Raw genomic sequence first — 13,813 nt, 5'->3', positions numbered from 1 at the left:
AATCAAGAAAAAGGAAGTGCTTACACAGAAAAAGGCAAACCTATTGAAAAGTAGGGACGCAAAGTCACGGGTCTAAGGTAGTGTGCTACGATGGCTGGACTGCCTGAAATACATAGTATTTTAGGAGGGATTGGGTTGGAGGACGTAACAGTTTATGAAGAATGGATCGAGCTAATGATACAAGCTAAGGAACTCGGACTGACGAAAGAGGAAGTCCTTCATTTCTTGGAGCAAAAAGCAAACGAAAATAAAAAAGATGAACCAACCTATCATATGATGTAAAATGTATAACCCCCTTAAACAAACTGGTTTTTTACGAAAGCCCAGTTTGTTTAAGGGGGTTATTTTTTTAGACCGGGCATGGAAACAGGGCTTCAATCTTCTTGCTTTAATTTCCACTTGTTGAATTCAATGAATTCACGGAATTGATCCTTGGATACACCAGATTTCATCGCTTCTTGAACAATGTTCATCCATTCCGCGTCAAGGCCATCTTTGGCTGGCTCATCATATATGAGCGAATCGACAGGAATTTGCAGCACTAAGGCGATTTTTTCAAGAAACTGGATGGATGGATTTGTTTGTAAATTTCTTTCAAGGGAGCTTAAATAGGACTTGGCAACTCCTGCTTTTTCCGCAAGTTCTGTCATGGATATTCTATTTTCTTGTCTCAGTTTTTTTACGCGATCACCGATCATATTATCACACTCCAAAAACTTTTCTGAAGATATTTTTAACTCTGAAGCTGTTAGTATCCATTCTAACAGTTTTCATAGTAGTTAATCTATAAGTTTTCATAATAACGTGAAGTTGTACCCACCCTTTATACATGGTAATATTAAGGGTGCACCTATTTACTATGAAATATAATGGGTAAAATAAAGTGAAACTTCCATCAGTGTTTTTTTCCACTAATGGTTAGTTGAACCAATCGGGGATTTACTTCAAAAAGCGAGGCGACTGCCCAGACCCGATAAGCATAAGATGGAATACGGCGTGGCGTAGTTTGCCACAGAGTATTACAGCTTATGACCTCGAGGGACTAGGAGCCGCAGCTAGATTCGGCTGTTTATCCCCACCTTATTTTTTCTTGATTCTTTCACAAAAATTGTGTTGGGGTATTACAGCCTGTTAAACCGGGATATCCGTTAATTTAATCTTATGAATCCTAAGTTCTTTTTACTTTTTTGATAAAGACTTCTATATAAAGAGGAGCGTTTTTGAATGCTTAATATTTTAAATAAAGTGTTTGACCCGAATAAACGAGAAGTGAAGCGTCTTGAGAAGCTGGCCGATCAAATTGAGATGCTGGCGGATGAAACAGCTTCTTTATCAGATGATCAACTGCGTGGAAAAACAGAAGAATTCAAAGAGCGGTACCAAAAAGGAGAAACGGTCGATGATTTGCTTATCGAGGCATTCGCGACGATTCGTGAAGGGGCGAGACGAGCGTTAGGGATGTATCCATTCCGCGTCCAGCTAATGGGGGGGATTTCCCTTCATGACGGGAATATTTCCGAGATGAAAACCGGGGAAGGTAAAACGTTGACTTCCACTCTTCCTGTTTATCTGAACGCGATTACTGGGAAAGGTGTTCATGTCGTTACAGTCAATGAATACTTGGCAAGTCGTGATGCAGAAGAAATGGGTAAGCTCTATGAGTTCATGGGCTTGACGGTTGGTTTGAATATAAATGGTATGTCGAAAGAAGAAAAACAAGAAGCGTACAATGCAGATATTACGTATAGCACGAATAATGAGCTTGGCTTCGATTATTTACGTGATAATATGGTTCTTTATAAAGAGCAAATGGTGCAGCGTCCTTTGCATTTTTCTGTCATTGATGAAGTGGACTCGATCCTGATTGATGAAGCTCGTACACCATTAATTATTTCAGGTTCGGCACAAAAATCAGCTCAGTTATATATTCAAGCGAATGCATTCGTACGCACGCTAACTGTGGAAAAGGATTATACGTATGATGAAAAAACAAAAGGGGTTCAGTTGACAGAAGAGGGGATTAATCGCTCTGAGAAGGCTTTTAATATTGAAAATTTATTCGACATTAACCATGTTGTGTTGAACCATCATATTAATCAAGCTTTAAAAGCCCATGCTAGTATGCATCTTGATGTCGACTATGTCGTGCAAGAAGGCGAAATTGTCATCGTTGACCAATTCACTGGACGGTTGATGAAAGGACGCCGTTATAGTGATGGACTCCATCAGGCCATTGAAGCGAAAGAAGGTCTGGAGATTCAAAATGAAAGCATGACACTTGCGACGATTACGTTCCAAAACTATTTCCGGATGTATGAAAAGCTTTCCGGAATGACGGGTACAGCCAAAACGGAGGAAGAAGAATTCCGTAATATCTATAATATGAATGTAATCGTGATTCCAACGAATCGTGAAATTGTTCGGGATGACCGCGCTGATTTAATTTATGCATCTATGGATGGTAAATTCCGTGCCGTAGTTGAAGAGATTGCAAAGTGCCATACAGCGGGGCAACCTGTTCTAGTTGGTACAGTAGCGATTGAAACGTCTGAAATTATTTCAAAGTATTTATCAAGAAAAGGGATTCCGCATAATGTGTTGAATGCGAAAAACCATGGCCGAGAAGCGGAAATCATTGCCGGTGCTGGTGAACAAGGTGCCGTGACAATTGCAACGAATATGGCTGGTCGTGGTACGGATATCAAGCTTGGTGAAGGTGTGAAAGAACTGGGCGGTCTTGTGGTGCTCGGTACGGAGCGACACGAAAGTAGACGGATTGATAACCAGCTTCGCGGACGTTCTGGTCGTCAAGGGGATCCAGGTATGACGCAGTTCTATCTTTCTATGGAAGATGAATTGATGCGCCGCTTTGGGTCAGATAATATGAAAGCGATGATGGCACGACTTGGGATGGACGATACACAGCCCATCCAAAGTAAGATGGTATCCCGTGCTGTGGAATCCGCTCAGAAACGCGTTGAAGGGAATAACTTCGATGCACGTAAACAGCTTCTTCAATATGATGATGTGCTACGTCAACAACGTGAAATCATTTATAAGCAACGTTTTGATGTTTTGGATAGTGAGAATTTACGCGATATCGCTGAAAACATGCTTGAAGCGAGTATTCATCGTAATGTGGCCCTTTTTGCACCAGGTACGGACGGTGAAAATTGGAATTATCAAGGCTTACTCGATTATGCCCAGGGCAATCTGTTCGATGAGGGTGAAGTAACAGAAGCTGATCTAAATGGAAAAGATGAAGCTGAAGTAGCGGATTACATGCTTGCGAAAGTGAAAGAACAGTATGATATTAAAGAAGAGCAATTGTCATCTGAACAAATGCGTGAGTTTGAAAAGGTAATCGTCTTGCGTGCAGTTGACAGTAAATGGATGAATCATATTGATGCGATGGAACAATTGCGTCAAGGAATCCATCTTCGTGCATATGGTCAAATTGATCCATTACGCGAATATCAGCAGGAAGGCTTTGCGATGTTCGAGGAAATGGTGATGGCCATTGAAGATGACGTTGCGAAATATATTATGAAGTCAGAAATCCGCAATAATCTGGAGCGTCAGGAAGTCATTAAAGGACATGCTGTCAATCCAAAAGAAGGCTCAGAAAAGGTTAAGAAAAAGCCACTTCGTAAATCGCCTGAAATCGGAAGAAATGATCCATGTCCATGCGGAAGCGGTAAAAAGTATAAAAACTGTCACGGGAATGTAGAGTAAATAGGCTAGAAGAAGAGGTCGGTTTAGTCCAGGGTTTACCGCCTCTTTTTTTTATTTGAACAAGTAACAAGAGAGAAACTTGAAATACAATTTGCGAATCTGTCCTTTTTTGCATATAGTTGTAGAGACTGATTACGTTTTTTGAAAATAATTAAGAGGTGAATTGCATGGAATTAGCAGATATCAGACATGAGCTTGAGAATACAGCTAAGAAATTAGCGGACTTTAGGGGGTCTCTTTGACTTAGAAGAGAAGGAAGCCCGTATTGCTGAATTAGATAATATTATGAGCGATCCAGAGTTTTGGAACAATCAACAAAAGGCACAAGTCGTCATTAATGAAGCAAATGGATTGAAGGAGCAGGTCAATCAATTGGCAGAGCTCAATGATTCGTATGAAAATCTTGAACTAACCTATGAGCTTGTGAAAGAAGAACACGACGATGAGCTACTAGCAGACCTTGAAGTGGAAATCGTCGAGCTTTCTAAACAAATGAATGAATATGAACTTCAGCTGTTACTAAGTGAAGAATATGATAAAAATAATGCCATTCTTGAACTTCATCCAGGAGCTGGTGGTACCGAATCTCAGGACTGGGGTTCTATGCTTTTGCGTATGTATACGCGTTGGGGTGAAAAAAGAGGCTTTAAGGTAGAAACAATCGACTATCTACCTGGAGACGAAGCTGGTATTAAAAGTGTGACTCTTCTTTTCAAAGGGCATAATGCTTATGGCTATTTGAAAGCGGAAAAAGGGGTTCACCGTCTTGTCCGTATTTCTCCTTTCGATTCATCTGGCCGTCGTCACACTTCCTTTGTTTCTTGTGAAGTGATGCCGGAATTTGATGACACCATTGAAATAGAAATTCGTACAGAAGATTTAAAAGTTGATACGTATCGTGCAACTGGTGCTGGTGGTCAGCATATTAATACGACGGACTCTGCTGTTAGGATTACACATATCCCAACAGGTGTTGTAGTCACATGTCAATCTGAACGTTCACAAATCAAAAACCGTGCTCAAGCGATGAATTTCCTAAAAGCAAAACTATATCAACGCGAAATCGAACAGCAACAAGCTGAATTGGATGAAATTCGCGGCGAACAAAAAGAAATTGGCTGGGGAAGCCAAATCCGATCTTACGTATTCCACCCATACTCCATGGTGAAAGATCACCGTACAAGTACGGAAACTGGAAACGTGCAAGCGGTCATGGATGGCGATATCAACGCCTTCATTGATGCCTATCTGCGTTCAAAATTATAAGTTTGAGTAAGTGATGGTCCATTGAACAGTGAAAACTGTTTAGTGGGCCTGTTTTTTTTGAAGTATTAACCAACCCCCTTGAACATAGTCCTCTCCGCTTAGGTGCTCCCGTAGGTTTCGTACAATAATTTATCCCGGTTTAACAGGCTGTAATACCCCCACCTCAATTTTTGCGAGAGAATCAAGAAAAAATAAGGTGGGGATAAACAGCCGAATCTAGCTGCGGCTCCTAGCCCCTCGAGGTCATAAGCTGTAATACTCTGTGGCAAACTACGCCACGCCGCATTCCATCTTATGCTTGTCGGGTCTGGGCAGTTGCCTCGCTTTTTGAAGTAAATCCCCGATTGGTGAGATACAGTGAAACTACCGCTATGCTCTTCAGCGGTTTAGTTGAGGCCCACAGGACGTGGGTCACACAGACGTTGCCGCAGGACGCGGCGCACTTAGTCTGTGATTCATTGATTCGGGTTCGTACTGTCGATTGATCGAAGCGAATGCGAAGGTCTTAGCGACAGTAGAACGGGACTAACCCCCACTGAGGGAAGTTTCACTTTATTGTTTCTTTAATTTTGGCATGTAGTTCTGTTCTGCAATGCCAAGAATTTAGCTAGTATTTCCGAAGCGCTCATATAATTCTCGAAAAAAGAGATAAGAACTCAGCACGAATAGTGAAATCTAATGATTAATTTACTTGGCATGGTAAAAACTAATAAAGATCTGCAGCGAATTCCCGCTCTTTCTCGCTTTATCGGAGTACCATTTACAGGGGTTAGACCCCGGTGCTATACTACTTTGAACGATTTGTATCGTGATGAACAAGCGTGGACAAAGAGGGTGAAGGGAGTACCTGATAAATGAGAAAAAGATATCGAGAACCGAAGCATCCGGTGATTGAGAAGTTGAGTGAGTATGGTCTTGTAATCGTTGGGGCAGCCATCATAGCGATTACATTTAACGTCTTTCTTTTGCCAAATCAAATTGCATCGGGTGGGGTCAGTGGAATTAGTACGATCTTGACTGGGACGCTCGGCTGGGAGCCAGCGTATGTACAGTGGGCCTTTAATATTCCGTTGTTTATCAGTGGTTTGCTGTTGTTAGGCATGCAGTTTGGGGCAAAGTCATTAGTTGGAACATTGATTTTACCATTTATTGTTTTTCTAACAAGGGATTGGGATCCGTGGACACAGGATGCCCTACTCGGTTCGATTTGCGGTGGGATTGGGGTCGGTTTAGGTCTTGGCATTGTTTTTAGAGGTAAGGCTTCAACGGGCGGTACAGATCTTGCTGCACAGATTATCCATAAATATACGAATTTTTCCTTAGGTACCTGTGTGGCGCTTATTGATGGATTCATTGTGCTAAGTGCAGCAATTGTTTTTGACATTGAAAAAGGGTTGTATGCGTTAATTGGGTTGTACGTGACGAGTAAAACGATTGATTTAGTTCAAGTTGGTGTTGGCCGTTCAAAAATGGCGATGATCATTACGAATCATGACGAAGAAGTGAGACATGAAATTATTCATGGACTTGACCGCGGTGTTACAAGATTATCGGGTCAAGGAGGGTATACGGATGATTCTCGACCAATCCTCATGTGTGTAATTGATCAATCCGAATTCACCAATTTGAAACAATTGGTGAAAGACGTTGATCCGAAAGCCTTTGTGATCGTAATGGATGCTTCGGAGGTGTTAGGGGAGGGTTTTAAACGCGTGTAATACTGGTATAATATAGGTGCGATGGATAATTTAACTAGGGGGCATTATGGTGAATAAAAAATTGATTACATTATTGCTAGGAACGACGCTTGCTCTTTCGGCATGTGGTACATCCAATGATAACGTGAAAAAACCGGCGAATGAAGGCGGAACTACAACAACATCTGCTGGTGAAGCAGATAATATTTATAAAAACAAATGTTCAAGCTGTCATGGTGCGAATCTCGAAGGAGCATTTGGTCCGGAACTTAAGAAAATCGGCTCAACACATTCTAAAGATGAAATTGAAAAGATAATTTTAGAAGGAAAAAGCGGGGGTATGCCAGCTAAACTGATCCAAGGAGATCAAGCTGCACTGGTAGCGAAATGGCTTTCTGAAAAAAAATAAGAACATGATCAACGACGTCTTGCATAAGTGCAGGGCGTTTTGTTGTCAAAAGCAATCCATTTAGCAGATAAAATTGGAAATTTACATTGAAATGAAACTGTAACATTTTTTTTTCGGATTTGACAAACTTTGATGGTATAATGGCTTTTGTACAGTAGCAGGATTGATTCCTGTTATTTTTTCGGTTTTTTTCACAAAAATTGTCGAAATGAAGCGAGAGAAACACGTCCATAGATTCATAAGTTTTCTGGAAATAAAAAGCTAGTTAGGTGGTTATTTATATGATAGAAATGACAGACGTCTATAAAACGTATTCGAACGGTGTCGTTGCTATAAATGGAATCAACGTTAAAATAAAAGCTGGTGAATTTGTTTATGTAGTAGGTCCTAGTGGTGCGGGGAAATCTACTTTTATCAAAATGATGTATCGGGAGGAGTCTCCGACAACTGGAAATATTGTTGTGAATGGAGTGAGCTTGCCGAAGATTAGAAATACAAAGGTACCGCTTTTCCGTCGTAATATCGGCGTCGTGTTTCAAGATTTCAAGCTACTGCCGACATTGACGGTTTACGAAAATGTTGCGTTTGCGATGGAAGTTATTGAGAAGACTCCAGATGAAATTAAAAAGCGAGTAATGGAAGTATTGAATCTTGTTGGGTTGAAGCATAAAGTCCGGATGCTACCTACTGAACTGTCAGGCGGGGAGCAACAGCGTGTCTCCATTGCCCGTTCAATCGTCAACTCGCCAATGGTCGTGATTGCTGATGAGCCGACAGGAAACCTTGACCCGGAAACCTCATGGGAAATTATGAATATTTTTGACGAAATAAATAAAAGTGGTACAACCATTGTTATGGCGACCCACAACAAAGACATTGTTAATAATCTTAAACATCGTGTAATCGCCATTGAAAATGGCAAAATTGCCCGCGATGATTTGCGAGGTGAATACGGCTATGAAGCTTAATACATTGAAACGACACTTTCGAGAGAGCGGTAAAAGTTTAGTCAGAAATGGCTGGATGACTTTTGCTTCTGTAAGTGCAGTAACGGTAACATTGCTACTAGTTGGTGTGTTTTTTGTCATCATGATGAACTTGAACCACATCGCATCAAATGTAGAGAATGATGTTGAAATACGGGTACATATCGACCCGGCTGCAACGGAAGAAATTCAAAAAACACTTGGAGCGAAAATTAAGAAAATCGCCAAAGTCGATTCTATCGTATATTCTCCAAAGGAAAAAGAACTGACGAATATGATTGAAGGCATGGGGGAGAACGGCGAGGCGTTTAAATTATTTGAACAGGATAATCCGCTTCGTGATGTATTGGTTGTGAAAACGAAAACGCCTCAGGATGTAGGCCAGGTTTCTAAGAAAATTGAAACCTTTGAATATGTTCAGAGCGTCAAATATGGAAAAGAATATGTCGATAATTTATTTAATGTAGTAAATATTGCCCGGAATATTGGTGTCGTATTGATTATCGGATTGTTATTCACGGCGATGTTCCTTATCTCCAATACAATTAAAATTACGATTATAGCAAGAAGAAAAGAAATTGAGATTATGAGATTAGTTGGGGCAACGAATAACTTTATCCGCTGGCCATTCTTCCTTGAAGGTTTATGGCTTGGTGTGTTGGGGTCCATTATTCCAATTGGGTTAATTGGCGTATTCTACTCTAATCTATTTAAATACGTTTCACCGAAAATTAATATTCCATTTTTCGAATTGCTACCATTAAGTCCATTTATTTATCAGATTTCAGCGATTCTTATTCTATTAGGCGGACTAATTGGAATATGGGGCAGCTTGATGTCTGTTCGGAAGTTTTTAAAAGTATAAGTGCGTGTTCAAAAAGCTTGCGAATTTCATCACAGTTTATTAATGACTTTCTGTTAAAACCGCGCAAGTCCTGTGCAAATCCGGTTTGGACCTTATCTAATAGTGCGTGTTCAAAAAGGAGGATAAAAAGAGCCGAGAAGTTCAAGGAGCGATCGTCTCGAGGACCGGAGCGTATGGAGTAATACGTGAGGACCGTAGAGACAGAGCGACGAAGAAATTCGACAGCTATTTTTACCGGACTTTTTGAACATCCTCTAATACGCACCAAAACAGAGAATCCTAGCTAAATAGAGCAAAAGATATCAAAGTCTAAGGGAGAGAAGAAAGGGGAACAGGGAGAGTGCATAGAAATAAAATCATCGCGATGAGTGCAACGATCGTACTAGGGCTTGGGAGTCTCTTGGCTGTACCAAGTGCATATGCAGAATCATTGCAAGATATGAAAGATAAGAAAATAACGATTCAAGAAAAGCGTACGGATGTTCAAACAAATATTAACAAAACAGAAACTAAAATTAAAAATTTACAATCACAGCAGTTGACGGTTGAAGAACAACTAGATCAACTTGAAAAGAATATGACAGCTAATGCGAATAAAATTATCGAGAAGACGGCTGAAATTAATAAAACGAATGCCGAAATTGAGTCATTAAAAGCAGAGATTGTCGTGCTGAAAGATCGAATTGCGAAACGAAATGAGCTTTTGAAGGAACGTGCGGTTTCTTATCAAGAGGGCGGCGGCAATTTGAACTATTTAGAAGTTCTTCTCGGGGCTTCAAGCTTTAGTGAATTTATTGACAGAGTAAGTGCTGTCGCAACAATCGTCGAAGCGGATCAGGATATCATTAAACAGCATGAGCAGGATAAAAAAAGTCTGGAAGAAGCACAATCCGCTGTTGAAAAGAAGAAATCCGATTTAGAAAAAATGCTTGCTGAATTGACAAATATTAAGCAGCAACTTCAAGTACAAAAGAATCAGCAAGAAGTGTTATTAGCAGAACTTCATAAACAAAAAGAGCATGCAGAGCATGATATAGTTGGTTTCGAAGAAGAGGCAGCTAATCTTAAAGCACAGGAAACAGCTGTTGCACAAGCGATTCAGCTTGAACAAAAGCGCCTTGCTGATATGGAAGCGGCGAGAAAGAAAGCGGCGGCAGAAAAAGCAGCAGCAGCTGCGGCTAAGAAAAAGCAAGCTTCAATCTCAAGTTCAAGCTCAAGTTCAGGTTCAAGTTCAAGTTCAAGTTCAAGTTCAAGTTCAAACGCGGCAGTAAGTGCTCCAGCCGTTTCGTCTGGCACGTTTAATCGACCGAGCGCGGGATATGTTTCATCTGGCTTTGGCGGACGTTGGGGGAAATCACATAACGGAATTGATATTGCTGCAAGTGGTACAGTGCCAGTTGTTGCAACAGCAGATGGAGTCGTAATACGTGCGTATACGTCTAGCTCATATGGCAATGTCGTCATGGTTTCACATTCCATCAATGGACAAACTTTTACAAGCCTATATGCACATCTTAACTCGATGAGTGTAAGTGCTGGACAAGTTGTCTCAAAAGGCCAGCAAGTTGGCTATATGGGGAACACTGGTCACTCGTATGGACAACATCTGCATTTCGAACTACATAAAGGTGCTTGGAATGCTGCGAAATCGAATGCTGTGAATCCATTAAACTATCTTTCTATGTAATACAGTAATAATCGAATAAAAAAGCTGAAACGAGGCTGTCCGATAACGAAGGTTCAGATCCCACATCTACTATATATTGTTTATATAGTGTGAGGTCAGACTTTGTTGGACAACCTCGTTTTTTTTGGTGCGCATATCTTGTCCTTTTTTTCATAGATTATGTTATAACCTTTTTTATAGAGAGGGATTGGCTTATATGAAAATGAAGATAGCAAAGAAATGGACCCTTCCTGTAACGATGGTAGCATCATTAACGATCGGGGCAGTTGGGGGAGGATATGTTGCAAATCCAAACAGTGAGGTTCACCAATATTTGTGGGGGAATAAAGCGGAAGATTTAGGGGCTGAGCCGGCAGCCTATGATAACACAGAGTGGGCGAAGGTAGAAAGGGCCTATGATTTAATTTATCAGCAATATGTAGAGGAAGTGGGTGACACCCAATTGGTGGAAGGCGCGATACAGGGAATGCTTTCTACCTTGAAAGATCCGTATACCGTCTATATGGATAAGGAAACGGCAAAGCAATTTGATGAAGCGCTTGATTCATCATTTGATGGGATTGGGACTGAAATAGGAATGGAGAATCATAAAGTAATCATCGTTGCACCTTACAAAGATTCTCCTGCTGATAAGGCCGGGTTGAAGCCGAGAGATCAGATTATTAGCATTGATGGTGACTCGATTGAAGGGCTGGATTTAAATGAAACACGGTTGAAAATTCGCGGTAAAAAAGGGACCGTCGTAAATCTTGAAATTAAGCGCCAAGGTGTCATGAATCCGATCAAGTTAGCCATCACTCGTGACGAAATTCCTCTTGATACGGTTTTTTCAAGTGTGAAAAGTGAGAATGGAAAAAATATTGGCTACATTGAAATCACTTCTTTTTCTCAAGATACAGCCGCTGATTTTAAAGAGCAGTTAAAGGAGCTTGAGAAAGAAAAAATCAGTGGCTTGATTATAGATGTTCGTGGCAATCCAGGCGGTTTTTTGACAAGTGTGGAAAGTATTCTGGGTGAATTGCTTCCGAAAGACAAGCCATATCTACAAATTGAATATCGATCCGGACAAACAAAAGAAGTATTTAGTGGGAATGAAAAGAAAAAAGACTATCCAATCGCTGTATTGACTGACAAGGACAGTGCATCTGCCGCAGAGATTTTGGCTGTCGCTATGCAAGAAGCTGGTGGATATCCGCTCATTGGCGAGACGACCTTCGGGAAAGGCACGGTGCAGAAGGCGATTCCGATGGGGGATGGAAGCAATATTAAAATTACGTTATATAAATGGCTGACGCCAAACGGAAATTGGATACATCAAAAAGGAATCACGCCCACAATCGAAGTGCATCAACCATCCTATTTCAATGTTCATCCATTGACTGCTGAAAAGATATTTAAACGAGATATGAATGATGAACAGATAAAAAACGCCCAAAAAATTCTAACATCATTAGGGTATCCGACGGGCAGAGCGGACGGATATTATGATGAAAAAACCGAAACAGCTGTGAAGGCTTTTCAAAATACCAATGACTTAACTGTAAGTGGCAATATTAATAGTAAAACAGCCGCAGCCTTAGAAAAGGCGGTTGCGAAAAAGAAAAAAGATGAGAAAAATGATTTACAGCTTCGTACCGCTTTAAAATTAATGGCAAGGCATCAATAATGTAAGGGTAGCCCGGCTTCGGTCGGGTTCTTTTTTGTGAGCGGAAAAATAATCGTGACACGCGGGTTTCGTATATAAAATCGGAAATAATGAAAGGTTCATGATGACTTTTCTTCGTATTCATAGGCAGAAGGGCTACATATTTGATAGAATAGGAGAAAGTGTAAAAAAACTTACAAATCTGTTTTCAAATAGACATTTCAGGTTAGAAACCGTTTTTAACATATTATTGGGGAAGATAGAGAGGGTGCGGGTATATTGATAGTAGGTTGGTTAGTTGCTAGTTTGCAAGGGATTGGCATGTTTTTTTTGCATCCTGTTTTTTATGTATCGATTATTCTTAGCCTGTTCGTCGGCTACCTTCGGGTGAAAAGGGAAAGACGTGATTTTACCATTCGAATTAATAGTCTATTTCAGGAACTTCGTCAGCTTTTGCCAATAGGGCTATTAATAGGAGTGCTTCTTTCCATCTTAACGTTAGGATCTGGGGTCGTTATTCCGTTTGCTGCCATTATTTTAATGGGCGCATTTACTATTTTATTGTCATTAACGTTCCAAGTACGTTTGCTTTCCCCAGCCTATATCGTCGGTCTTTCCTTCTTGTCAGTTGTTTTTCTAGCAGGAAGAGAAATTGAATTTCCTATTTTTTCAGAGGCATTTCAGAGTCTTGATCAGCCTGTGTATCCAAGCTTGGCTGTTTTGCTTGGTTTGTTGTTATTGGCTGAAGGTATATTGATTAGTAAAAATGGTAGTAAACAGCCCTCTCCCAATTTGATGGTATCGAAACGTGGGCAAGTGGTTGGTACATATAAAGCGAGAAAAATTTGGCTTCTGCCTTTATTTATCCTTGTTCCAGGAGGCGAGTTAGCAGCACCGATTGACTGGTATCCTGTGTTTTCAATCGGAGAGATTCATTTTACTCCGATTGCGATTCCAGTGTTAATCGGATTTGCTAAAACGATCCAAGGTAGCCTGCCACAAATCGTGATACGAGCACAAGGACGAAAGGTTACTTTTCTTGCTATCATCGTCACAACCATTGCCGTTTTTGGAAACTGGTATCCATACTTGTCCATTGGAGCAGTTGTCCTTGCGATGCTTGGTCGTGAATTGATTCACTATTTTTCAAAGGTGGATGATCGTAAGCTTCCGTTTTATTTTTCCCAAAGCAAGATCGGCGTTAAAATTCTTGGTGTTATTCCACATACGCCAGCGGATAAAATGGGCTTGGAAATGGGAGAGATTATTACGAAAATGAATGGATCACAAGTAAGTAATGAACATGAATTTTACGGGGCATTACAAATAAACCGCGCGCATTGTAAGATGGAAGTTGTCGGACATAACGGGCAAATTCGTTTCATCCAACGCGCACTGTTCGAAGGCGAGCACTACGAGTTGGGGATCCTCTTTATTGAAGAGGGACGAAAAGAGCGTAGCCAAGCGATCTAGAGTTGTAACGGTGCAAAATAACACGGAATGAGAGCAAAGTTTTGCGGAAC

11 protein-coding genes and 1 riboswitch are annotated in these 13,813 nt (G+C 40.7%); of the genes, 10 read left to right on the top strand and 1 reads right to left on the bottom strand.

The annotated features are described in order from the left end of the window. The first annotated feature begins 23 nt into the window (after window positions 1-23). Window positions 24-107: riboswitch (cyclic di-GMP riboswitch) on the top strand. A gap of 28 nt (window positions 108-135) precedes the next feature. Continuing rightward, entirely contained in the window at window positions 136-282 is a 147-nt protein-coding gene (sinI, locus tag JNUCC23_RS20550) for a DNA-binding anti-repressor SinI (protein WP_253722727.1), read from the top strand. 92 nt (window positions 283-374) lie between these two features. Here sinI and JNUCC23_RS20545 read toward each other — a convergent pair whose 3' ends face one another. Then, on the bottom strand, window positions 375-698 hold the full coding sequence (locus tag JNUCC23_RS20545; RefSeq protein WP_062185635.1) for a helix-turn-helix domain-containing protein: 324 nt from the start codon (window positions 696-698) through the stop codon (window positions 375-377). 526 nt (window positions 699-1,224) lie between these two features. Between JNUCC23_RS20545 and secA the strand changes: the two genes are divergently transcribed. From secA to JNUCC23_RS20500, 9 genes are all read left to right on the top strand, one after another. Next, a complete protein-coding gene (gene secA, locus JNUCC23_RS20540; protein WP_062185637.1) occupies window positions 1,225-3,735 on the top strand; it encodes a preprotein translocase subunit SecA in 2,511 nt (836 codons plus the stop codon). Window positions 3,736-3,902: 167 nt separating this feature from the next. After that, a protein-coding gene (prfB, locus tag JNUCC23_RS20535; RefSeq protein WP_157279646.1) for a peptide chain release factor 2 occupies window positions 3,903-5,001 on the top strand; the annotation gives its coding sequence in 2 pieces (ribosomal slippage) (window positions 3,903-3,974 and window positions 3,976-5,001; 1,098 coding nt in all). An 854-nt stretch (window positions 5,002-5,855) separates the two neighbouring features. Beyond that, window positions 5,856-6,719 (top strand): YitT family protein, encoded by an 864-nt coding sequence (locus tag JNUCC23_RS20530; protein WP_454213274.1) that lies wholly within the window; start codon window positions 5,856-5,858, stop codon window positions 6,717-6,719. A gap of 49 nt (window positions 6,720-6,768) precedes the next feature. Continuing rightward, window positions 6,769-7,107 (top strand): cytochrome c551, encoded by a 339-nt coding sequence (gene cccB, locus JNUCC23_RS20525; RefSeq protein ID WP_062185645.1) that lies wholly within the window; start codon window positions 6,769-6,771, stop codon window positions 7,105-7,107. Window positions 7,108-7,388: 281 nt separating this feature from the next. Beyond that, window positions 7,389-8,075, top strand: coding sequence for a cell division ATP-binding protein FtsE (gene ftsE, locus JNUCC23_RS20520; RefSeq protein ID WP_062185647.1), 687 nt, complete (start codon window positions 7,389-7,391; stop codon window positions 8,073-8,075). Then, the gene (gene ftsX, locus JNUCC23_RS20515; RefSeq protein ID WP_062185649.1) at window positions 8,065-8,958 is read left to right on the top strand and encodes a permease-like cell division protein FtsX; all 894 of its coding nucleotides are present in this window, start codon (window positions 8,065-8,067) and stop codon (window positions 8,956-8,958) included. The genes ftsE and ftsX overlap by 11 nt, the downstream gene beginning before the upstream one ends. Window positions 8,959-9,298: 340 nt before the next feature. Further along, window positions 9,299-10,645: a murein hydrolase activator EnvC family protein gene (locus tag JNUCC23_RS20510; RefSeq protein ID WP_454213272.1), complete on the top strand. Its 1,347-nt coding sequence runs from the start codon at window positions 9,299-9,301 to the stop codon at window positions 10,643-10,645. Between the two features lie 196 nt (window positions 10,646-10,841). Continuing rightward, complete coding sequence (locus JNUCC23_RS20505) at window positions 10,842-12,311, top strand: S41 family peptidase (protein ID WP_454213270.1); 1,470 nt, start codon at window positions 10,842-10,844, stop codon at window positions 12,309-12,311. Window positions 12,312-12,569: 258 nt separating this feature from the next. Further along, the gene (locus tag JNUCC23_RS20500) at window positions 12,570-13,763 is read left to right on the top strand and encodes a PDZ domain-containing protein (protein ID WP_454213268.1); all 1,194 of its coding nucleotides are present in this window, start codon (window positions 12,570-12,572) and stop codon (window positions 13,761-13,763) included. Window positions 13,764-13,813 lie beyond the last annotated feature (50 nt).

This window comes from Peribacillus sp. JNUCC 23, from assembly GCF_053653995.1.
The sequence above is the reverse complement of the archived record's forward strand: the minus strand, read 5'-3'. Positions and strand labels throughout refer to the sequence as shown.